The organism is Nitrospira sp. CR1.1 (assembly GCA_014055465.1).
Classification (GTDB): domain Bacteria; phylum Nitrospirota; class Nitrospiria; order Nitrospirales; family Nitrospiraceae; genus Nitrospira_A.
In genome coordinates, this window is the sequence record WIAF01000006.1 from 70,396 (window position 1) to 91,446 (window position 21,051).

The 21,051-nt window shown below is 57.8% G+C and carries 22 protein-coding genes and 1 tRNA gene; 8 read left to right on the plus strand and 15 right to left on the minus strand.

Annotation, left to right across the window (positions count from 1 at the left end; translation table 11 throughout):
- Window positions 1-20: 20 nt before the first annotated feature.
- The 12 genes from GDA65_12035 to GDA65_12090 form a co-directional block, all read right to left on the minus strand.
- The gene (locus GDA65_12035) at window positions 21-1,370 is read right to left on the minus strand and encodes a phosphoglucosamine mutase (protein ID MBA5863423.1); all 1,350 of its coding nucleotides are present in this window, start codon (window positions 1,368-1,370) and stop codon (window positions 21-23) included.
- Window positions 1,363-2,172, minus strand: coding sequence for a dihydropteroate synthase (gene folP / locus GDA65_12040; protein ID MBA5863424.1), 810 nt, complete (start codon window positions 2,170-2,172; stop codon window positions 1,363-1,365). The genes GDA65_12035 and folP overlap by 8 nt, the downstream gene beginning before the upstream one ends.
- Window positions 2,173-2,444: 272 nt before the next feature.
- A complete protein-coding gene (gene hflB / locus GDA65_12045; protein ID MBA5863425.1) occupies window positions 2,445-4,259 on the minus strand; it encodes an ATP-dependent zinc metalloprotease FtsH in 1,815 nt (604 codons plus the stop codon).
- A gap of 87 nt (window positions 4,260-4,346) precedes the next feature.
- Complete coding sequence (hpt, locus tag GDA65_12050) at window positions 4,347-4,898, minus strand: hypoxanthine phosphoribosyltransferase (GenBank protein MBA5863426.1); 552 nt, start codon at window positions 4,896-4,898, stop codon at window positions 4,347-4,349.
- Between the two features lie 2 nt (window positions 4,899-4,900).
- Window positions 4,901-6,382, minus strand: a complete 1,482-nt coding sequence (gene tilS / locus GDA65_12055; protein MBA5863427.1) for a tRNA lysidine(34) synthetase TilS — start codon at window positions 6,380-6,382, stop codon at window positions 4,901-4,903.
- Between the two features lie 3 nt (window positions 6,383-6,385).
- Complete coding sequence (locus GDA65_12060) at window positions 6,386-7,468, minus strand: bifunctional riboflavin kinase/FAD synthetase (GenBank protein ID MBA5863428.1); 1,083 nt, start codon at window positions 7,466-7,468, stop codon at window positions 6,386-6,388.
- Entirely contained in the window at window positions 7,345-8,328 is a 984-nt protein-coding gene (gene hemB / locus GDA65_12065; GenBank protein ID MBA5863429.1) for a porphobilinogen synthase, read from the minus strand. Before hemB ends, GDA65_12060 begins: the two co-directional genes overlap by 124 nt.
- A gap of 4 nt (window positions 8,329-8,332) precedes the next feature.
- Complete coding sequence (locus tag GDA65_12070; protein ID MBA5863430.1) at window positions 8,333-8,725, minus strand: CBS domain-containing protein; 393 nt, start codon at window positions 8,723-8,725, stop codon at window positions 8,333-8,335.
- Between the two features lie 54 nt (window positions 8,726-8,779).
- On the minus strand, window positions 8,780-10,345 hold the full coding sequence (cobA, locus tag GDA65_12075) for a uroporphyrinogen-III C-methyltransferase (protein MBA5863431.1): 1,566 nt from the start codon (window positions 10,343-10,345) through the stop codon (window positions 8,780-8,782).
- 5 nt (window positions 10,346-10,350) lie between these two features.
- Entirely contained in the window at window positions 10,351-11,280 is a 930-nt protein-coding gene (gene hemC, locus GDA65_12080; protein ID MBA5863432.1) for a hydroxymethylbilane synthase, read from the minus strand.
- Window positions 11,281-11,366: 86 nt separating this feature from the next.
- Entirely contained in the window at window positions 11,367-12,773 is a 1,407-nt protein-coding gene (locus tag GDA65_12085; protein ID MBA5863433.1) for a glutamyl-tRNA reductase, read from the minus strand.
- On the minus strand, window positions 12,773-13,579 hold the full coding sequence (locus GDA65_12090) for a c-type cytochrome biogenesis protein CcsB (protein ID MBA5863434.1): 807 nt from the start codon (window positions 13,577-13,579) through the stop codon (window positions 12,773-12,775). The genes GDA65_12085 and GDA65_12090 overlap by 1 nt, the downstream gene beginning before the upstream one ends.
- 65 nt (window positions 13,580-13,644) lie before the next feature.
- Here GDA65_12090 and GDA65_12095 point away from each other — a divergent pair, with 65 nt between their 5' ends.
- Window positions 13,645-14,388: a 16S rRNA (cytidine(1402)-2'-O)-methyltransferase gene (locus GDA65_12095; protein MBA5863435.1), complete on the plus strand. Its 744-nt coding sequence runs from the start codon at window positions 13,645-13,647 to the stop codon at window positions 14,386-14,388.
- A 4-nt stretch (window positions 14,389-14,392) separates the two neighbouring features.
- Here GDA65_12095 and GDA65_12100 read toward each other — a convergent pair whose 3' ends face one another.
- From GDA65_12100 to GDA65_12110, 3 genes are all read right to left on the minus strand, one after another.
- Window positions 14,393-14,653, minus strand: a complete 261-nt coding sequence (locus GDA65_12100) for a sulfurtransferase TusA family protein (protein MBA5863436.1) — start codon at window positions 14,651-14,653, stop codon at window positions 14,393-14,395.
- 153 nt (window positions 14,654-14,806) lie between these two features.
- Complete coding sequence (locus GDA65_12105; protein MBA5863437.1) at window positions 14,807-15,589, minus strand: hypothetical protein; 783 nt, start codon at window positions 15,587-15,589, stop codon at window positions 14,807-14,809.
- A gap of 279 nt (window positions 15,590-15,868) precedes the next feature.
- A tRNA-Leu gene (locus tag GDA65_12110) sits at window positions 15,869-15,955 on the minus strand.
- Window positions 15,956-16,133: 178 nt separating this feature from the next.
- Between GDA65_12110 and GDA65_12115 the strand changes: the two genes are divergently transcribed.
- The 7 genes from GDA65_12115 to argJ all read left to right on the plus strand — a co-directional run bounded on the left by GDA65_12115 (window position 16,134) and on the right by argJ (window position 20,974).
- Window positions 16,134-16,415, plus strand: a complete 282-nt coding sequence (locus GDA65_12115; protein MBA5863438.1) for a Fe-S cluster protector protein — start codon at window positions 16,134-16,136, stop codon at window positions 16,413-16,415.
- 229 nt (window positions 16,416-16,644) lie between these two features.
- Window positions 16,645-17,100, plus strand: coding sequence for a bifunctional nuclease family protein (locus GDA65_12120; protein ID MBA5863439.1), 456 nt, complete (start codon window positions 16,645-16,647; stop codon window positions 17,098-17,100).
- A 3-nt stretch (window positions 17,101-17,103) separates the two neighbouring features.
- Complete coding sequence (locus tag GDA65_12125; GenBank protein ID MBA5863440.1) at window positions 17,104-17,592, plus strand: bifunctional nuclease family protein; 489 nt, start codon at window positions 17,104-17,106, stop codon at window positions 17,590-17,592.
- A 62-nt stretch (window positions 17,593-17,654) separates the two neighbouring features.
- Window positions 17,655-18,086, plus strand: a complete 432-nt coding sequence (gene rplM / locus GDA65_12130) for a 50S ribosomal protein L13 (protein MBA5863441.1) — start codon at window positions 17,655-17,657, stop codon at window positions 18,084-18,086.
- 42 nt (window positions 18,087-18,128) lie between these two features.
- A complete protein-coding gene (gene rpsI, locus GDA65_12135) occupies window positions 18,129-18,521 on the plus strand; it encodes a 30S ribosomal protein S9 (protein MBA5863442.1) in 393 nt (130 codons plus the stop codon).
- A gap of 110 nt (window positions 18,522-18,631) precedes the next feature.
- Window positions 18,632-19,705, plus strand: a complete 1,074-nt coding sequence (locus tag GDA65_12140; GenBank protein ID MBA5863443.1) for an N-acetyl-gamma-glutamyl-phosphate reductase — start codon at window positions 18,632-18,634, stop codon at window positions 19,703-19,705.
- 57 nt (window positions 19,706-19,762) lie between these two features.
- A complete protein-coding gene (gene argJ, locus GDA65_12145) occupies window positions 19,763-20,974 on the plus strand; it encodes a bifunctional glutamate N-acetyltransferase/amino-acid acetyltransferase ArgJ (GenBank protein MBA5863444.1) in 1,212 nt (403 codons plus the stop codon).
- Window positions 20,975-21,051: the final 77 nt, after the last annotated feature.

A 21,051-nucleotide genomic window follows, 5' to 3' on the forward strand; every position in this document is an offset into this window, starting at 1 on the left:
TCTCGGGCAAGGAGCCGGTCCTACCCGATACGAGCTCGAACGATATCCGCAAGGTGATCGGCGACCTCACGAATGGTCGAATCCCGTTCGCCTTCAACCATGATTCGCAACAGCGCTTCGGTGCCGGAATACCGCACCAACACACGGCCACTTCCATTCAGGGTGGCTTCCGCAGTTTTGATGGCCTGCTGGATATCAGGAATCTGGTTCAAGTCCGGCTTATGTTTCACTTTGACGTTCAGCAGGATCTGCGGCACGGCAGTCATCGCCTTCGCGAGTTCGGATAGCGGCTTCCTTGTACGTTTCATCAAGGAGAGGATCTGCAATGCCGAAATCAATCCGTCGCCGGTGGTGTTATGGTCCAGGAAAATAAAGTGACCGGATTGCTCGCCGCCGAAGTTATATCCGTCCGCCAGCATCCGCTCCATGAGGTACCGGTCCCCCACCGGCGTTCGCATCAGCTGGATCCCGGCTTTCTTCATGGCAAGCTCCAACCCGAAATTGCTCATCACGGTTCCCACGACCGTCCTAGAGGCGAGCCGGCCCTGCCCGTGCAAGTCGAGTCCCAGCGCGGCCATCACGTGATCTCCGTCCACAATGTGGCCCTGCTCACAAACGAAGATCGCTCGATCGGCATCGCCGTCGAGCGCGATGCCAATGTGCGCGCCATGCCGACGCACCGCCTCCTGCAGCCGTTCCGGATGCACGGCGCCGCAGTGATCATTGATGTTCATCCCGTCAGGAGTATTCGCGATGACTTCAATGTCGGCACCCAGCTCACGCAGCACAGCGGGAGCCACCTTGTAGGCCGCGCCGTTGGCGCAGTCCACCACTAATTTAATCCCTTGAAAATCGAGATCCCTGGGAAGCGACCGTTTCACGAATTCAATATACCGCCCCTCGGCATCACCGATGCGATAGGCCTTTCCGATCGCATCCGCCGTCGGTCGGAGATGTTTGATCTCGTCGGAAATGATCAACTGTTCGATGCGCGCTTCCAACTCATCCGGCAATTTGAAGCCTTGGTTGGAGAAAAACTTAATCCCGTTATCCTGATACGGATTGTGCGAGGCGGAAATCACCACACCCGCATCTGCGCGTAAACTTCGGGTGAGAAACGCGATGGCAGGGGTCGGCAAGGGCCCCACGAGCAGCACGTCGACCCCCATCGAGCAGATACCGGAGGTCAAAGCCGATTCCAGCATGTACCCGGACAAACGCGTGTCTTTTCCGATCACGACCTGATGCCTGCCCGCCCGCCGCATGAATATATGGGCGGCCGCACGGCCGAGTTGCATGGCGATTTCGCTGGTCATGGGCTCAAGGTTCGCAACCCCGCGAACGCCGTCTGTGCCGAACAATTTACGCATTGGATACCTCTACAGAAGAACGCGCGTGACGGGAAATGGCTGACACGACAGTGGCCGTATCTTTCATCGCTCGAACGTCATGCACACGAATAATGTGGGCGCCTTTCAACACAGCCACCGCAATGGCTCCGGCATTACCGAACTCCCGGTCGTGAACCGGTTGCCGGGTCAGATTCCCGATAAACTGTTTACGGGATACCCCGGCCAATACCGGATACCCCAATTTCGTGAACGCCTCGAACTCCGCAAGCATGTGAAGGTTATGCTCTTGGAGCTTACCAAAACCGAAGCCCGGGTCAAGGACGATTTGACTTGGCCGGATACCGCGAGCGAGGGCGTGCTGAGCCCGCTGCTGCAGAAATACCGTTACCTCTTCCACCACATTCCCATACCGTGGTGACTGTTGCATCGTCTGCGGCGTCCCCTGCATATGCATCAACACCACTGCGACCCCGGTCTCGGCCACCAGCCCCGCCATCAACGGGTCTCCCTGTAAGGCGCTGATATCATTCACAATGACCGCGCCGGCCTGGATAGCCATTCGGGCAACGACGGCCTTCGTCGTATCGACTGAAATGGGAAGAGAAACAGCCTCCCGCACTGCTTCCACGACGGGAATTAACCGCCGCAACTCCTCGCTCTCGGCGATCGGTTGTGCGCCTGGCCGCGAAGACTCGGCACCGATGTCGATGATATCGGCCCCTTGGGCCTGCATTTGCCTGGCATGATTCACCGCCTGTTCAATCGTAACGTAGGCCCCCCCATCGGAAAATGAGTCAGGGGTGACATTGAGGACACCCATGATGAGTGGATTCGATTCAATCGTAATCGTGCGGGGTCCAGCCGTGAGCACAACAGGATGTGCTGAGGATGGGTTTCCGATGGTCAAGGCAAGTCCTCGGGCAATCAGGATCTACACACTGAAATGACAGTGAGCCGATGACGGAAGGGACATGAGGAGCAACAACCGGCGAGGGTAGCAGGCTTTCCCAACCCCTGGCCCGGAACTCACAAGAGGAATCTGCTTCGCAGGAAGACCACCAAGGCGTCCCTGCGAAGCTGGTAGTCTACAAATTAGGCAGGAACCGTCTGTGATGAGGATCCCTGAATGAGGATCTGATCAATCTCCAATGCGTCTAACACTTCTTTTTCCAGTAAGGCTTCGGCCAGCGCCTTCAGGCTGGTCATATTGTCGGTGAGGATTCGCTTCGCGCGTTCGTAGTTTTCCGTCACCAGACGCCTGACTTCATGGTCGATTTCCAGAGCAACCTGCTCGCTGAAATCGCGCTTTGACCCGATCTCCCGGCCGAGGAAAATTTCCTCTTCCTTCCGGCCGAAGGTCAGCGGACCCAGCTTTTCACTCATGCCCCATTCGCACACCATTTTCCTCGCGAGATCCGTCGCGCGCTCCAGATCATTGCCCGCTCCGGTCGTCACATCATGCAACACTAACTCCTCCGCAACGCGCCCGCCCATGAGAATGGCGAGGTTGTTGTACAGGAAATCCTTCGAATAATTGTGGCGATCGTCGGTCGGAAGCTGCATCGTCACGCCGAGCGCCCGCCCGCGAGGAATAATCGTCACCTTATGCACCGGATCCGTTCCCGGTAGGAGTTTAGCCATCAGCGCATGGCCAGCTTCATGGTAGGCGGTGGTGCGTTTCTCTTCGTCGGTGAGCACCATGCTCTTCCGTTCCGCCCCCATCAACACTTTATCCTTCGCCATTTCGAAGTCGATCAACTCGACCTCTTTCTTATTCAGCCGAGCCGCCCACAGCGCCGCTTCGTTGACGAGGTTTTCGAGGTCGGCACCCGAGAAGCCTGGCGTGCCTCGTGCAATTTTCTCCAGCTCCACATCCGTGGCCAAAGGAACCTTCTTGGTATGGACCTTCAGGATTTCCGACCGGCCACGCAAATCCGGGCGGTTCACGACGACCTGACGGTCAAATCGACCCGGGCGTAGCAAGGCCGGATCCAGCACGTCAGGACGGTTCGTGGCGGCAATGAGAATGACGCCTTCCGTCGTGTCGAACCCGTCCATCTCCACCAATAATTGGTTGAGGGTTTGCTCACGCTCGTCATGACCTCCGCCAAGGCCTGCGCCACGCAAGCGACCGACCGCATCGATCTCATCGATGAAAATAATACAGGGGGCGTGCTTCTTGCCTTGCTCAAACAGATCCCGCACCCGTGAAGCGCCCACGCCGACGAACATTTCGACGAAATCGGAACCGCTGATGCTGAAAAACGGCACTCCCGCCTCACCGGCAATGGCCTTGGCAAGAAGCGTCTTCCCCGTACCGGGAGGGCCGACGATGAGCACGCCCTTCGGGATACGCCCGCCCAGTTTCTGGAATTTTCGCGGGTCCTTCAGGAACTCGATAATCTCAAGGACTTCTTCTTTGGCTTCTTCGATGCCGGCAACATCCGAGAACGTCACTTTCTTGCGCTCTTCGGTCAGCATGCGAGCGCGACTTTTCCCAAAGGATAAAGCCTTGTTGCCGCCGATTTGCATCTGGCGCATCAGGAAGAACCAGAGTCCGAGAAACAGAATGAAGGGGCCCCAGGTCACTAAGAAGGTGATGTACCACGGACTCTCGTCAGGAGGCCGAGCTTCAATCTGCACATCTTTCTCGCGCAAATGCTTCACCAATTCCGGATATTCAGCCGTATACGTCCGAATCCGGCTTTGGTCTTTCAGAATGGCGCTGATGTGATTGGCCTTGATCGTGACCTTCATGATCTCGCCCTTATCGAGCTTGGCCATGAAGTCGCTGAATATGACTTCATCTTCCGGCGCATGGGTCGGCACGCTAAACAAATTGAACAACAAAATCATGAACAGGCCGACCACGACCCAGAATAATAAATTCTTTACACGTGAATTCATCCACCTCTCCTTTGAGGATATTAGGCAGACCAAAAATTAGCTAACCGTGCAGAATGTTACCATAGATTCCGCGGAGGGAACAACCTTTCATGCTGACTCCTGCTCCCCTTCCTCCCCTTGGTCGAGCGCCGCAAGGTACGGCAGATTGCGGTACTCCTGCCGGTAATCAAGTCCATAGCCGACGACAAACTTATTGGGAATCTTAAACCCGACATACTCGAGATCCACCTCGACTTGTCGCCGCTCCGGTTTGCTGAGCAACGTGCAGACCTTCAACGATCGAGGTTTTCGTCTCGACAAGGTCTTCATGAGATACTGCACCGTGAGCCCCGAATCGACAATGTCCTCCACGAGCAGGACATCCTTCCCCGCGATCGGTTCCGTCAGATCGGAAATCAACTTGACCTTGCCGGAGCTTTTCTTGCCAGCGCCATAACTGGTGACCACGATAAACTCCACGCGCATCGGAATACGGATGGCCCGCGCCAGATCGGCATAAAAGGCATACGCTCCTTTGAGCACCCCTACCAGCACCAACTCTTTGCCAGCATAGTCGGACGCGATCTGCCGGCCGAGTTCACGGATTCGAGTCCGCATCTGTTCCTGTGTCACAATGGGGCGACCAAAAATGCGTTCCATTCCTACAAGACTCCTTTCCGGCGCACGGGATGCGTGACACGAGCCAGAATAAATCGGGTCGTCGAAGCAGTCGCCGCGAATCGGGCATCGATCCGTTGCCCCACGATCCAGGCGATGTTCTCTCGAGACAGCAGCAGTGGTATGTGTTCTCGCATAGACCGACCCAGTTTTGCATCTGTGAAGTAATCTTGCAATTTCTTTCGTCGACCGCCCATCCCGACAGGAAAAAAATAATCACCCGGGCGCCACGATCGGACCGTCAATGGCAACAACAGTCGCCCAGCATCCAAAATCGCAACGGTCGAAGAAGGCTTTTCCAGCAGCGCCAGCCCCCGTTTGCGCGTGACCACATGGATGCGAATCAAGGCCCCTGTCGGCGGCCATGGTACAGTGCACGGCAAAGTGGACCACGTGACAGCAGGGGCAGATATCATAGATGCCGGCTGAGGGTCAGCCTCTGTCCGCGGGTGAGACGTGTCCGTCGTGATCCGTACTTGTCGCTGTTCGGACGTCATCACTAGAGAGCCTACCTTCCACACACCGCCTGAGCGCCTGCTGGCCAGGGAGGCTACCATCGAGAGCACCACATCGCCACGCAGTCCGGCGGCCGATGACGAGAGGGCCTGCACCGCCTGTCTCAGCATACGGCGCTGCAAGGCCACCGGCTGTTTCAGCAAGGCCGCCCGATCAAGGTTGATCGTTGTCGAGTCCCGACTCTGCGTCGCCCGCGCCAGACGCCGCGCTGCCAACCGGTCCAATAGCCGGTCGTCTTCGCGCACAATGTCAGCCTGTCGTGCCAGCAGCCGGACCGTTGCAGGGGCCAGGGACTCCATCACGGGAAGCAGTTCATGCCGGACACGATTACGAAGATAGACGGATGTCGCGTTGCTGGAATCGGTCCGAAAGGACAACCCCATCGTTTTCAGATACGACAGGATCTGGCCACGAGTGACAGTCAGGAGCGGGCGCACGAAGAGCTGCCCGCGGCTATGCGGCATGCCGGCCAGGCCGCGCAAACCGGCCCCGCGCAACAATCGCAATAGCACAGTTTCAGCCTGATCATCCGCCGTATGCCCAAGGGCGACACGATCCGCGCCGAGTTCGGCGCTGAGGTCACGGAACAGCCGGTAGCGCAACTCCCGGGCGCGCGCCTGCAATGAGCTCGAAAGACCCGCCTGGCGAGAGGAAATCTGGAGAGACCTGATGAGACAAGGAAGGTTGAGGCGGCGGCAGAGAGCGGCGACAAACGAGGCATCCCCGTCAGACTCCGCACTCCGTAATCCATAGTTACAATGGACGACCGTGAGTGAAAAATTCCAGGCCGGGGCGAGACGATGGAGAACGGAGAGCAAGGCCACAGAATCCGGCCCCCCGGAAACGGCCACCAGGATAGACTGTCCCGGTTGGAGTAACGCACGCGCGCGGAGAGCACGGACGACCTGGTGATGAAGCGGATGATGTCCTGCTGCGAGAGAACCTGCCATCGCTCATGACTGGGAATGGAGGGGTGAGACCGTCTCTACGGACGCCTCACGCAACTGCGCGCGGGCTCTATCCACGTCTAACTCAATCTGTCTGGTCAATGCCTCGGCAGAGGCGAACACCCGGTCCTCGCGAACAAATCCCAGCAACTCAACACGAATTGTTTCGCCATAGAGATCCAGCCGTTCGTCCAAGATAGAGACCTCAAGTAATCGTTCTCCGGCCTCAAAGGTAGGCCTGGTGCCGATGTAGGCGACCGAGTCCAAGGCACGCCCTCGCCACAGCACCCTCGCTGCGTACACGCCATCCGGCGGAATGACCCGTCCCTGAGGCAGTCGAAGATTGGCTGTCGGCCATCCGAGCTCCGTCCCGCGATGAGCGCCGGTGATTACCGTTCCTTCGATGCGATAGGGCCTCCCCAGAAAACGAATGGCTTTGTGCAGATCACCCGCTTGAATCATCTGGCGAATCCGTGTCGAGCTCACCACCTCGCCGTCGATCGTCACGGGCGGCGTCGGATGAACTCGAAACCCGAGCTGCGCCCCAAGCTCAAGCAGATCCGCAATACGACCGACCCGCCCCTTCCCGAAGGCAAAATGCTCTCCGACGAACAGCTCCCGCGTCCCGATTCCGTCGCACAGCACCTGTTTCGCAAACTGCGCGGGACTCAACCCGGCAAACGCGGGCGTGAATTCGAGAAACACCACTTCATCGATGCCGGCAGCCTCGAAGCGGGCCAGTTTTTCTTCCGGCGACGTCAGAAACATCAGATTGACCTGAGGAGCGAGAATCTTGACCGGATGCGGATCAAATGTGAGCACCAGGGCTGTGCCGGCCTCGCGCCGAGCAGTCGACACCACGAGATCCAACAGGGCTCGATGGCCGTGATGATGACCATCGAAATTACCGATGGTCACCACCGAATAGGGCCGTGCGACGGATGGAGTGAGACCGCGCGAAACTTTCATGCGTGTCGTGACTGAAGCACAGCGGCAGCTTCTTTGGCAAAATAGGTCAAGATGATCTCGGCGCCAGCGCGTTTGATCGATAGCAGCGACTCCATCATGGCTCGACGCTCGTCCAGCCATCCCGCCTGCGCAGCCGCTTTGATCATGCTGTATTCGCCGCTCACCTGATACGCGGCGATGGGCAAAAGCGTCCGCTCACGCGCCGCGCTGATGACATCCAGATAGGGCATGGCCGGCTTCACCATGATGATATCCGCGCCCTCTTCGACATCCAGGTCAATTTCCCGTAACGCCTCGCGCTTGTTGGCCGGATCCATTTGATACGACTGCCGGTCGCCAAACTGCGGGCTGGAATTGGCGGCATCGCGAAACGGGGCATAAAAGCAGGACGCGAATTTCGCGGCATACGCCATGATCGGGAGGTCGGCGAAACCGGCCCGGTCCAGTTCGTCACGGATGGCGGCCACCCGTCCATCCATCATGTCTGACGGGGCGACCATATCGGCGCCCGCCTCCGCATGGGTCTTCGCCATGGCCGTTAGACAATCCAGCGTCTCGTCGTTGACGATGGTTCCGTCTCGCACGATGCCGCAATGTCCATGACTCGTGTACTCGTCGATGCAGACATCGGTAATCACGACCAACTCGGGAACCTGTTTCTTCACGGCGCGAATGGCGCGTTGCACGATTCCATCAGGGTCGAATCCCGAACTGCCCCGTTCGTCTTTCCGATCCGGAATGCCGAAGAGGATCACGGCAGGAATACCCACCGCCTTGACCTCCAGGGCTTCCTGAATCAGAAGATCAATGGAGAGACGAAATTGTCCCGGCATCGAGCTGATCGGTTCGCGCCGTCCCTGTCCTTCCGTGACAAACACCGGATAGATGAAGTCGTTCGGGGTCAGGCTCGTTTCCCGAACCATTCGCCGAAGCGGCTCCGTTTCCCGCATTCGACGCATGCGCTGCACCGGAAAGGCCATGCGCTTACTTCCTCGGCAAGTTGGTGAGAAACACCACCAAATCGCGGACTGAAATCATGCCGACCAGTTGCCCGTCCTTCGTCACCCCGAGATGGCGAAGATGCGTTTGGGCCATCAGGTCATTGGCGTCCAACAGCGTCTTATGTTCCTCGATCGTGACGAGCGGCGCGGACATGATCTGTTCAACCGTCGTCTTGGTCATATCGGCCCCGGTCGCCACGACCCTCCGAACCATATCCGTGTCCGTAATAATGCCGATGACATCCTTGCCGTTGGTGACAAACAGACTGCCGATGTTGCGATCCCGCATGACGCGGCCAGCAGTGCGCACATCCACATCACGCTCCACGGTGATGAACTTATCTTTCGGAACCATGAATGACTTGACTGGAACCATGCCACCTCCTCCTCTCTATTAAGGACCACCTTCTTGCCGATCAACTCCACACGATCATCGATTCGCCGCCGACGCGGGCCGGCGGTCGAGCTGATGCTCAACATGCCGGACAATGGCTTCCGCCAGCGCAGGAATGGTATTCTCCGCCGCCATGACGTGAACCGTCAGACCGGCTTCCCGGGCGGTCCCCGCCGTGATGGGGCCGATGCAGGCGACCGTCGTCTTCCCGACCAGTCGCAACAATTCATCCTTCGAGGAAAACAACCCCGCAAAGTTTCGCACCGTCGATGAACTGGTAAACGAAATCACATCAATCTCACCGGCCTCGAGCTGCCCGGCAAGGCGATCCAGCGCCACAGCAGGAGAAATGGTGCGATAGACCGGCACCACATCGACGTCCGCTCCCTGCGCGCGCAACTGCTCCGGAAGCAGTTCCCGAGCCACCAACGCACGGGGAATCAGCACTTTCGCTCCGCGGAGCTGCCGCCCGGCCAATGACTCAAGAATGCCCTCGGCCTGAAATTGTTCCGGAATGATATCTGCGCGCAAGCCATACGCGGCCAGCGCCTCCGCGGTGCGTGGTCCGATACAGCAAATGGTGAGACCGGCCAAGGCGCGGACATCGCGCTGCGTCTCGAGCAAGCGAGTCATGAAGGGATCTACGCCGTTCACACTGGTGAAGATTAACCATTTGTAGCTAGACAGCCGCGCAAGAGCGGCATCCAGAGGGGCCCGGTCTTCAGCCGGCGCAATTTCGATGGTCGGGCATTCCACGGCCTCCCCGCCCTGAGCCTGGATCAAATCGGAAAATTCGGCGGCCTGGCGCTTCGGTCTCGTGACAAGAATCCGTTTACCGAACAACGGACGTTGCTCGAACCAGTTCAACTGCGCGCGCAAGCGTACGACTTCTCCCACCACGATCACGGTCGGTGGTTCCATCCGGGCCGCCGCCGCCTTCTCCACGATATCCTCTAAAGTGCCCACGACCGTCCGCTGCGACACACGCGTCCCCCAACGAATGACGGCCACAGGCGTCGTGCCCGCTTTCCCCTCGGCCCGGAGGCATTGCACAATCTTCGGCAAGTTGGTCATGCCCATGAGAAAGACCAACGTACCGTGCACGGTCGCCAAGCGAGTCCATTCGATACTGCTGTGCTCTTTCGCGGGATCTTCATGGCCAGTGATGAAGGTCACGGTCGATGCCAGCGTCCGATGCGTGACGGGAATACCCGCATAGGCGGGAGCCGCCACGGCTGCGGTCACACCCGGCACCACTTCGTAGTCCAACCCAGCGGCTGCCACGGCCTCCGCCTCTTCCCCACCCCGCCCGAACACGAACGGATCGCCGCCTTTCAGCCTCACCACACATTTTCCGGCCCGGGCATGGTCGATCAAGAGGCGATTGATCTCTGATTGATCACGATAGTGACCGCGACCCCGCCGGCCGACGTACAGTCGTTCAGCCGCTGGGGAGACGTGTTGCAACAGCGCTTCGTTCGCGAGGTAATCGTACAGGACGACATCGGCCTGCTCCAGACACTCCTTGCCGCGCAATGTCAGCAGCTTCGGATCACCGGGACCGGCGCCGACCAAATAGACGGTTCCTTTGCGCGTCGTCACCACCATCACGCTCGCCCGTAGATCTCCTTGAGAATCACATCGCCACCAGCCGACAACAACCGTTCCGCAAGCGTGGTTCCAAGCCGGTGCGCGTCTGTGGCCAGGCCTTGAATGCGCTGCCGGATCATTCGCCGGCCGTCAACGCTGGCTACCAGGCCATCCAGCGTCAGACTCTCGCCATCCAATTGAGCATGGGCGGCGATGGGAACCTGACACCCTCCTTCGAGCCGGTGCAGCAAGGCGCGCTCGGCTGTCACGGTGATACGGGTGGGGCGATCTTCGAAACGGGTGAGCACCTCGCGCACGACGTTGTCGTTGCGGCGCGCCTCGATGCCCAGCGCTCCCTGAGCGATGGCAGGCAGGCTGAGCTCCACCGGCAAGTATTCCGTGATTTCTGCATCCCACCCCAAGCGCCGCAAGCCTGCAGCAGCCAACACGATGGCATCAAATTGTCCCTCGCGTAATTTCCTCAAGCGAGTGTCCAAATTGCCGCGCAGCATCTCGATTACAAAATCGGGACGATGATGCAGCAACTGGGCTTGCCGCCGCAGGCTGCTGGTTCCGATGCGGGCTCCGGTCTTCAACTCATCCAATCGGCGGCCATCCCGCGTGATCAGCGCATCGCGCGCATCTTCACGAGGAGGCACGCAGAGAATATCCAGGCCATCCGGTAATGCCGTCGGGACATCCTTCATGCTGTGGACGGCCAGGTCAATCTCCCCGCTCAGGAGGGCATCCTCGATTTCTTTGACGAACAGCCCCTTGCCGCCGATTTTCGCCAGCGGCACATCGAGGATTTTGTCGCCGGAAGTTTGGATGCGCTTCAAGGTGACGGTGAGACCGGGGACCAGTTCCTGGAGGCGCGCTCGAACCCACTCACTCTGGTGCACAGCCAATTTACTGCCGCGTGTCCCGAGAATAAGCGCGCGACTCATCGCAACCCACAATCGAATCGGTCGGCCATGAATACGCAGTTGTCTGTGACGGATAATCTACTCATGGGAATCACCGGCGAGACGGATCAACTCACCCGCCGGCCTTGCTCCTTCGTTGTATGCTGTACCAATGACGGCTCCGAAAATCGAGTGGCGCCGTTCCCCGCTCCGCTCTCTTCCGGTACATCCTGAACATCCGTCGGCGCGGGCGGGTAGGCCGCAGGCGTATCCTCCAGGCTAAAAAACCGGCGGGCCGCGTCGACATAGGCCGCCCCGCTGGAAGACGTGGCCTCGGCTTTCAACGTCACCATCGTGCCATGCACCATTTTATTCACAATGGCCGACGCCAGCGATTCGACAGCGGCCCGATCCTCCGAGGACAGATGCGCCAACCGCGCAAGAACCTTATCGACCTCGCGCCGCTTGATTTCTTCGGTCCGGCCGCGCAAGGCGACAATGGTCGGCGTCACTTCCAACGACTGCAGCCACTGTCCGAGCACGCTGACTTCTTCCACCACCATCTGCTCGGCTTTCGCCGCTTCCCGCAACCGGTCTTCCCGGTTCTGCTCGACCCGCATGTGCAGGTCGTCAATGTCGAAGAGGAACGCGTCGTCGATCGGCCTCACGGCAGGATCAATGTTGCGCGGCACCGAGATATCGATCAAAAACATCGGGCGACTCATCCGTTGCCGCATTGCCCGCTGCACATCCTCGGCCGTGACCAGATAATGTGACGCTCCGGTAGACACGAGGACGATATCCGCTCCGGCCAGTTCCGTTTTGTAGTCCTCGAATGGCACGGCGGTGCCGTTAAACTTCTGAGCCAACTCCAACCCATGTTGGAAATTCCTGGTGGTGATCCTCACCTGGCGTACCCCGTTGGCAATCAGATGACGGGCAGCCAACTTCGCCATCTCCCCTGCCCCGATCAACAGGACAGTCTTCTCGGTCAAGTTCGAAAAGATCTTCTTGGCTAATTCGACGGCCGCGTAACTCACGGACACGGCGGTCTCGGCAATTTTGGTTTCGGTACGCACGCGTTTGGCGACCGAAATGGCCTTCTTGACGATCTTGTTGAGCAACAACCCGGAGGCCTTGTGCGTCAAGGCCACTTCGAACGCATCCTTGATTTGTCCGAGAATTTGCGATTCACCGACAATCATAGAATCGAGGCTTGACGCCACGCGGAAGAGATGGCCAATGGCACGATCGCCGGCATGCCAATAGAGGTGCGGGGTCAGATGGTCCGAGGAAAGAGACAGATGGGTATCAGCCAGAAATTCCTGCACACGCCCATAGCCGCTTTCCAAATCTTCGACGACGGCATAGACTTCGACGCGGTTACACGTGGAGAGCAAGAGCCCCTCGCGCACACCTGGATACGTACAGAGACGACTGAGCGCTTCACGGAGGCGACTTTCAGGAACGGCGAGTTTCTCACGAATCTCGACAGGGGCGGTCTTATGGCTCAGCCCAACAACAATGACATGCATCAGGACACCGAACCGTGACTTTTCAGCACGACGCCGATCAGGGTCAGAATGACGCCCGCAAATCCGATGATGGTGAGATACGCGGCTCGTTTAGCCCGCCATCCGATGGTCAACCGCCCGACCAGCACGGCGAAGTAGAAGCCCCACGTCACCATGGCCCAGGTTTGCTCAGGGTTCCAGTTCACGTACGATCCCCGAACAATCTCCGCCGAAAATGCGCCGCTGATGATGCCGAGGGTCAGGAGGGGAAACCCCATCACGATCGATTGCTGATTCAGATGATCAAGATAGTCCAGGGCGGGCAGTTTCGCGTAGAGCACATTGAAGCGCTTTGACTTGAGAAGACCATCCTGAATGAGATACATCACCCCCGCGACGAACGCGACGGCAAAACCCACAGTTCCCAGCATACTGAGGGTCACATGCACCCACAGCGTTTTGAAGACGGGTTGAAGGCTGGACGCTCCATCCGAACGAAACGCCGCAGCGGTGACCAGGGAAACCAGCGCCAGTGGTACGATGAAGGAGCCGAGCACATGGAGCTGCCGCCGAAATTCTACAGCAAGGAAGACCAGAATCAGCATCCAAGAAAAAAATGAGAGGGCTTCGTGAAATGTCGGCAGCTGAGCCTGGCCGGAGTCAGCCATCCGGGCAACCAGCGCAACGGTGTGGGTGGCAAAGCCGGCAGCCGTAATGCCAAGCGAGACCTTTGAAAGGGTTTCAGCCCGCCGGAGCAAATAGGCCAGGTAGCACACCGTGCTCACGAAATACAGGCCCATCGTGAGCATGAAAAAAACCGACGACATACTGCCCCTATCCTCGCAACATTTCAGCGCAAAGCCACTTTTTTCGGGAATTGGAAATTATATCGATGCGACCAGAACAGAGTCAAGGAAAGCGCGCTCAATCCGGCACTGGACCAGGGAAGTTGTTCATCGTGGGCGTACCAATCGGGCATCCGGATGATCTCACCGTTCGGGCCATTTCAACGCTTCGGCAAGTCGATTTGATTGCCGCCAAAAATCCCCAGTCTACCCAAGCGTTGCTTTCGCATCACGGCATTCATGCCGTCGTGACCACCTATGATCGGAACAATGCTGCTGAGAAAGCGCGAGTTCTGCTGGATCGACTCAGACAAGGACTCCACATGGCATTGGTTTCGGACTGCGGAATGCCTGCGATCTACGATCCCGGCAGGGTGCTGATTTCAGCGGCATCCAAGGAACACATCCCTATCGAAGTGATTCCGGGAACCTCTGCGGTTGTTGCGGCAGCTGCGCTGTGTGGCATGGACGGAGATGCTTTTCTCTTCGAGGGGCGCTGGTCGGGTGGGCTGCGCACCGTGACGCATCGCCTTCAGTCGTTGCGAGCCGAGCCCCGCACCATGATCTTTCTGCCTCCCGCGCAAACCCTTCCCCATCTTCTCTCCCTCATCTCCTCTACATTCGGCAATCGACGAGTGGTGGTAGCGCTGGACCTCACACAAGCCACACAGAAAGTCGTCAGGGGACGAGTCCAAACTGTCCTGGCCAGACATTCATTTCGTGACACTGCAGCACGGGTCACGCTAATTGTGGAGGGATTGAAAGGGAATACAGGAAAAGGACCGGCGTGACGACTTATTCGTCGGGACGCTTTCGTATCACAACACGAAAAGACTGCTCGGCACGCTCCTGCGAGACCACATCGTGCCCATCATCGCTGACACTGCGAGGCACATTGCGAATGGGGTCGCCATCATCCAGGTGAACGAGGAGCAATTGTCCGGGAGCCATGCTTTCAAGCTTGAGCTTCGTCTTTACGAAATTGTAAGGACAAATGACCCCCCGAAGATCCAATTCTTCATCGGGGGTGCGATCATGTACTGATGAGTCGGACATTCAAGCTCTCAAGGGAAGTGATAGGTTGATGGTACCAAGCAATTCCTGCGGTTACAATGGTGACTCAAAAAAAGCGTGACAGAAAAAGAAAGCGGGGTGCCTCTTACGAAGCACCCCGCTCGTGAAACTAGCCAAATTACATGGCGTGAATTCTTAGTTGGTCAAACCCTTCTGTAAGTTTGGCTTGGCACCATCGGTACCATAGTCAGACTTGTTTTGAACTTTGGTTTCCGGGGCCACGGTCTGATAACCCCATCCTGGCTGAGGTTCGCAGTTCCAGCATGGTGCCTGCCCGGTAAATTCACCGACGCTGGTAGTCACCACACCCGTCGTGACCGTTCCGGGAAATACTCCACCAACCAATCCGCCGGTAACGGTGCCGGAAGACGTCTCGATTCCACGCTCGGTGGAAGGGGCCGGACGTTGGCCGAGGCCACCGAATCCTGCCAATTTCTCGTTGCCGCGGAATAGATACACTTCTCGCACCAGCTTACGACCAGTCCCGTATACACCCTGTTCGGCCCGTTGATTGACTGGCTCCATGACCTGCACCGAAATGTCATCACCAGCATTCAAGGCGCGGATCTGGTCAAGATTGGTCTTCTCGTCAATGTACAGAGTGAGCGAAGACATTGCACCGGTTCCGGCGCGGCCTTCATCATGAGAACTACCACCAGTCTCCAGGTGAAGCTTTCCACCCGGGATATCGATGGCCAGCACGCGCCCGAAAACCGTTTCCGCCTGAGACAGACGCTCCATGAACGCGGTCCGGTCAAATGCTGCCGTACGGCCAGAGTTACCCGACACATCCCCGACTCCGGTGCCGACACCGAACCCTGATCCTGACGAGGACTGTGGCAAACGCTCCTGAGCGCCTGCAACACCAACGGAGCTGATAAAAAGCACCGCAGCTCCAAGTGCCAACACGTTACGCATGTGCTGCCTCCTTAGTGAGATGGAATTGGTAAGAGATTGATGATGGACGACAATAAACTAACCGAGTCATAAGTATTCCATAGCAAATTCGGGCGAACTATAGGCCAACCCCCACATCATGTCAAGAGGTTTTCGGCTGTGACATCCACTATATGGTGTCGTCGCAACTGGCACAGCCCAATTCATTCGCACTCCGTCTGCATTCATGTATGCCATTGTTGCATGATATAGGAAATACGCGGAGGGCGTCGTGTATTGAGTTGCGGCTACAGTATAATTTGGTGCCCAGAGGGAGGGTCGAACTCCCACTCTCTTGCGAGAACCGGATTTTGAGTCCGGCGCGTCTGCCAGTTCCGCCATCCGGGCACCTGTCTCGTGATGCGACATTCAGCTCTCGAACCTCAAATTTTGAGGGGACGCATTTTTAGCATGAACCTGAAGGCCCGTCAATCTGGGTGACCTACCTTTTTTCTGAGAGATACGGATGCTAGAATAGTGCGCTTTTCAATGTTCATCGGAACTTGTAGATTTTAGGGAGGCAACCATGGCGGATGTGCAGTGTGTCACCTGCGGTCAGGCAGGGGAAGCAATCACTGATATGTTGTTTCTGGGAAAACTTGAAGCTGAAATTAAGGCGAAGGTCTGCAAGCCCTGCTGGAAGAAGTGGGAAGGCATGCGGGTCATGGTCATCAATGAGTATCAGGTGAACCTCGGCGATGAAAGCGGCCGTGAACTGGTCAAAAAACAGATGAAGGCGTTCCTAAAGCTGGGCGAACAAACCGATACGTCAAAACTGGACCAGAATTTTCGGCCAGCCGGCACATAAACCTCAGCGGAGACAGCCCGTCGCCCGCATGACGTGCGAGGCGTACGGGCCAATGTGCCCTCTCTATTTCACTTTATCTCGGCGGACGAAACAAAAATACATGCTTCACACCGCGGCTACCCTCCCTGCTCCATCACGACACCGGATTCATTGACACTCTGTTTTCAGAAGTGATAGAGTGCCCTGCTTCTTAAGGTTTTTGGCAGACATCGGGAAGGATACTCCCGCCGTGATTACACAAATGCGGGTCAAGGGGCTCATCTTCGACCCCTATAACAACGCCTACATCGTGGTGCTGCGGGACGAAGAAAATTCAGATATGCTCCCGATCTGGGTGGGAAAATCAGAAGCGAGCGCCATTGGCCTTGCGCTCGAGAGCGTCACCGCGCCGCGCCCGATGACCCACGATTTGATGAAGTCATTCTTAGAAACGTTTGATGCCAAGATCATCAGCGTGGTGATCACAGATCTGAATGACAACACGTACTTTGCCACGATTCACCTGATGTACGAAGACTCTGAATATACCGTTGACTCTCGCCCCAGCGATGCGATCGCCCTGGCCCTTCGAACCAGCGCACCGATCTTTGCCAGCGAGAAGGTCATCAAGAAACAGTCGTCCGAAGAGCTTGAACAGTGGCTTGAAAATCTCAAGCCTGAAGACTTCGGCAAACTAGATAGCTAGCCTATGGATACCGCCGCACCACCAAATGACGCTTCGGAATTGGTCGCACTGTCCGTCAAGCAAGTACTGGACGACGGGAACACCGACACCCGCATCGTCGTCCTGAAAAATGAGGATGCAAGCGTGACTTTGCCGATCTGGGTAGGGTCCGCAGAAGGCAATGCCATTCGGCTTGCTATGGAACATGTCGTAACGCCCAGGCCCATGAGCCACGACCTCATTCGGAGCTTTGCGGATCACCTCGGCGTGCGAATCGAACGGGTCGTGATTACGGATGTGAAGAGCAGTACGTACTATGCGAGCATCGCATTTGCCTCTAAGGGACTCCATCGAACCTTGGATGCCAGACCGAGCGACGCCATTGCCCTGGCGCTTCGCGCAGGGTGCCCGATTTATGCGACACAGGATGTACTCAACCGCCGTACAGCGGTGCACTTAGACGCCTGGATCAATAAACAGGACGCCAACAATACCGAAACCCAACAGGCGTGAGGCCTGATCCCTCACATGCAGAATCCTTTCAGAATCCTTTCGTGCAGGAGTAGATGGAGACCATGACAAAAACGTATCTCGAGAAGCCCGCCAATGTGCAACGAAAATGGTACCTCGTAGACGCCGAGGGAAAGACGCTTGGCCGCCTTGCGGCAAAAGTCGCCACTCTGCTGCGAGGCAAACATAAGCCGACCTTTACTCCCCATGTCGACACCGGGGATCATGTCGTCATTGTCAACGCGGAGAAGGTCGTCCTCACCGGCAACAAAATGGAGAATAAGACCTACTCGACTCACAGCGGATTTCCTGGCGGATTGAAGACGCTCACGGCAGAGCATGTTCACCGAAAAGATCCGACCAAACTGCTGACGAAAGCCATCGAGGGCATGTTGCCCAAGAACCCGCTCGGCAACCACATGGCGAAGAAGTTGCGCGTGTACGCCGGCGCAACGCACCCGCATCAAGCGCAAAAACTGGAATCACTCTCGTTGTGATTTTTATTCCTCGAATTCGATCAGTGAAGGAGACCGCCTGATATGGCAGCAATGACGCAGTACGCAACCGGAAAGAGAAAAAGCGCGATCGCGCGCGCATGGGTCACCGCCGCCGCTGGTGACATCGTCATCAACGAGAAGCCGCTGGAAAAAGCGTTTCCACGCCCGACGCTGCGGAATGTGATTCAATTTCCGTTTGAGTTGGCCGGCGTCGCGGGCAAATATTCCGTCCGCGCCACCGTCTATGGTGGTGGCCCAGCTGGCCAGGCCGGAGCTCTCCGCCACGCCATCTCGAAAGCGCTGGTCATCATGAGCGCAGCTTTCCGGGGTCCCATCAAGAAGGAAGGGCTCCTGACCCGTGATTCTCGCGTGAAGGAACGTAAGAAGTACGGTCAGAAGGGCGCCAGAAAGCGCTTCCAATACTCGAAGCGGTAACGATCGACTGGAGCGACAGGGTTCAAAAGGGAAGGCTCCGCAGCCTTCCCTTTTTTATTGGCTCGCCACAGGAAGCGGACAACAACTTGTGACGGGCGCGGAGGCCTAAGATGACGTCGGTACGAGTCGCGGTAGCAGGGGCCAGCGGATATACAGGGGCGGAACTAGTACGGCTGCTCTCTCAACATCCCAACGTACAACTTACAGCGGTCACCTCGGAAAAGTCAGCGGGCGCGGCCATCTCTGCCGTGTATCCTCACCTACAAGGGATCGTGCCACTGTCATTTGAAGCGTTGGCACCGGAAGCACTGGCAGAACGAGCCGATGTTCTGTTTCTTGCGCTCCCCCACACCAAATCCATGGGTCCCGTGGCGAGCTGCATGAACGCCGGAAAACGTGTCATCGATTTGAGCGCGGACTTCAGGCTTAAAGATTCCGCGACGTATGAAACCTGGTACCAGACCCCGCATGCGCAGCCTCACTTGATCAAGGATGCCGTGTATGGCCTCCCCGAACTTCATCGAGCAGCCATTGCCCAGGCCCGACTCGTGGCTTCGCCGGGATGTTACCCGACGGCGGCCATCCTCCAGCTGGCGCCCTTGATCGCCCATGGATTGGTCGCGGCTGACAGCATTGTGATTGACGCGAAATCGGGCATCTCCGGCGCAGGAAGAAGCCCCGCCCTACCCTATCACTTTCCCGAAGCTCACGAATCACTGGAGCCGTATAAGATCGGCCAGCATCGGCACATCCCCGAAATCGAACAGGAACTCACCGGATTGGCCGGCACCAGAGGACAAGCGGCTCGCGGTGAACAGCGTCCAGTCACCGTGGCCTTCACGCCACACCTCGTCCCCATGAACCGAGGCATCCTCAGTACCGCCTATGCCCGAATGAAGGCACAACCGGATGTCGCCGAACTACGGACACTCTATCGGGATTTTTATAAGGGCGAGCGATTTGTGCGACTTCTGGAAGGAGCTATGCCGAATCCCCGCCACGTGCGAGGCGCCAACTACTGCGACATCGCCGTGCACATCGATCGGCGGGCCGGCTGGGTCGTCACCGTGTCTGCCATCGACAACCTGATCAAAGGAGCGGCCGGACAAGCGATTCAAGCGATGAACCTCATGTTGGGTTATCCGGAGGAAACCGGACTCGTGGCTCCAGGCATCTATCCCTAGCACCCACATGCATGAGCATGCCGGACCGGGTCAATTTCACCTCACACAGGAAGAGCGATGAAGACAATTTCTGGAGGCGTGACCGCGCCGATCGGTTTTCGGGCCGCCGGAGTCTACAGCGGCATCAAAAAGAAAAAAAAGCAGCAACTCGACCTGGCCTTGCTCGTGTCTGACCGCGAAGGTCCGGTAGCCGGAGTGTTCACGACCAATCAAGTCGTGGCCGCACCGGTCATCCTCGATCGCCTGCACCTCAAGCAGGGCGTCGGCCGTGCGTTTCTCGTCAATAGCGGGAACGCCAACGCTTGTACAGGGCCGGAAGGCCTGCAGGCTGCCAAGGAGATGGCGAAACTGGCGGCAACCGCCCTCCACTGCCCCCCGCACACCATCTTCGTCGGTTCGACGGGAGTCATCGGTCAACCGCTTCCGATCGCGTGTATCCGAGAAGCGCTGCCCGCACTGGCCGCCCGCCTGACACGGCGAGGCGGATCCGAGGCAGCTTCAGCCATCATGACGACCGACCTCAAACCCAAGCAAGTTGCTGTCCGCGCTCAACTCGGCGGGAAAATGGTGACCGTCGGCGGCATGGCCAAGGGCTCGGGCATGATTCATCCCAACATGGCGACGATGCTGGGCTATCTGACGACAGACGCCGCCATCGGGCAACGGGCCCTTCAAGCGGCGCTCCGACAGGCGGTCGATCAATCATTCAATTGCATCACCGTCGATGGCGACACCAGTACGAACGACACCGTGCTCTGCCTGGCCAACGGGATGGCAGAAAATCGTCTCATTAAACCCGGGTCGGCAGATTTCACACGCTTCTGCGCGATGCTCGAAACAGTCTGCCGCACCCTGGCGCTGAAAATCTGCTGGGACGGCGAGGGTGTCACCAAAGTCGTCCGGGTGGAAGTGACAGGAGCCGCGACGACTACAGCCGCGAAACAGATCGCGCAAACGGTGGCGACGTCAAATCTGGTCAAAACCGCGCTCTTCGGCGGCGACGCCAACTGGGGGCGCGTCATGGCAGCGCTCGGACGCGCAGGGGTGCCCCTTGACCCCTCCCGCGTCAGCCTGCAATTTGGAGGCGTGCCGATGGTGCGCAAGGGCTTAGGACTCGGGCGGGCAGCCGAACGGCAATTGACCAAGGTCTTCAAATCCAAAGAGTTCACCATTCTCATCGATCTGGCTCAGGGCAAGGCCGGAGCACACATGTGGACGACAGATTTATCTTACGAATACGTGCGGATCAACGCGAGTTATCGATCATAAGCGGCCTCGCGCGGTTGCAAAATCCCAGCCATTGTGCTAGCGTTCCGGCGTTTCGAGCGGTGAATGGTTCGTCCCAC

What these genes read in the sequence shown, in the direction of transcription:
- hflB (MBA5863425.1), bottom strand. Translation starts at nt 4,259, where the DNA reads ATGAATTCACGTGTAAAGAATTTATTATTCTGGGTCGTGGTCGGCCTG.
- GDA65_12115 (MBA5863438.1), top strand. Translation starts at nt 16,134, where the DNA reads ATGGCGGATGTGCAGTGTGTCACCTGCGGTCAGGCAGGGGAAGCAATC.
- GDA65_12070 (MBA5863430.1), bottom strand. Translation starts at nt 8,725, where the DNA reads ATGGTTCCAGTCAAGTCATTCATGGTTCCGAAAGATAAGTTCATCACC.
- hemC (MBA5863432.1), bottom strand. Translation starts at nt 11,280, where the DNA reads ATGAGTCGCGCGCTTATTCTCGGGACACGCGGCAGTAAATTGGCTGTG.
- GDA65_12105 (MBA5863437.1), bottom strand. Translation starts at nt 15,589, where the DNA reads ATGCGTAACGTGTTGGCACTTGGAGCTGCGGTGCTTTTTATCAGCTCC.
- rplM (MBA5863441.1), top strand. Translation starts at nt 17,655, where the DNA reads ATGACAAAAACGTATCTCGAGAAGCCCGCCAATGTGCAACGAAAATGG.
- tilS (MBA5863427.1), bottom strand. Translation starts at nt 6,382, where the DNA reads ATGGCAGGTTCTCTCGCAGCAGGACATCATCCGCTTCATCACCAGGTC.
- GDA65_12125 (MBA5863440.1), top strand. Translation starts at nt 17,104, where the DNA reads ATGGATACCGCCGCACCACCAAATGACGCTTCGGAATTGGTCGCACTG.
- GDA65_12095 (MBA5863435.1), top strand. Translation starts at nt 13,645, where the DNA reads ATGCGACCAGAACAGAGTCAAGGAAAGCGCGCTCAATCCGGCACTGGA.
- folP (MBA5863424.1), bottom strand. Translation starts at nt 2,172, where the DNA reads ATGGGTGTCCTCAATGTCACCCCTGACTCATTTTCCGATGGGGGGGCC.
- GDA65_12085 (MBA5863433.1), bottom strand. Translation starts at nt 12,773, where the DNA reads ATGCATGTCATTGTTGTTGGGCTGAGCCATAAGACCGCCCCTGTCGAG.
- GDA65_12035 (MBA5863423.1), bottom strand. Translation starts at nt 1,370, where the DNA reads ATGCGTAAATTGTTCGGCACAGACGGCGTTCGCGGGGTTGCGAACCTT.
- argJ (MBA5863444.1), top strand. Translation starts at nt 19,763, where the DNA reads ATGAAGACAATTTCTGGAGGCGTGACCGCGCCGATCGGTTTTCGGGCC.
- rpsI (MBA5863442.1), top strand. Translation starts at nt 18,129, where the DNA reads ATGGCAGCAATGACGCAGTACGCAACCGGAAAGAGAAAAAGCGCGATC.
- GDA65_12100 (MBA5863436.1), bottom strand. Translation starts at nt 14,653, where the DNA reads ATGTCCGACTCATCAGTACATGATCGCACCCCCGATGAAGAATTGGAT.
- GDA65_12090 (MBA5863434.1), bottom strand. Translation starts at nt 13,579, where the DNA reads ATGTCGTCGGTTTTTTTCATGCTCACGATGGGCCTGTATTTCGTGAGC.
- GDA65_12140 (MBA5863443.1), top strand. Translation starts at nt 18,632, where the DNA reads ATGACGTCGGTACGAGTCGCGGTAGCAGGGGCCAGCGGATATACAGGG.
- GDA65_12060 (MBA5863428.1), bottom strand. Translation starts at nt 7,468, where the DNA reads ATGGCTGGACGAGCGTCGAGCCATGATGGAGTCGCTGCTATCGATCAA.
- hemB (MBA5863429.1), bottom strand. Translation starts at nt 8,328, where the DNA reads ATGGCCTTTCCGGTGCAGCGCATGCGTCGAATGCGGGAAACGGAGCCG.
- hpt (MBA5863426.1), bottom strand. Translation starts at nt 4,898, where the DNA reads ATGGAACGCATTTTTGGTCGCCCCATTGTGACACAGGAACAGATGCGG.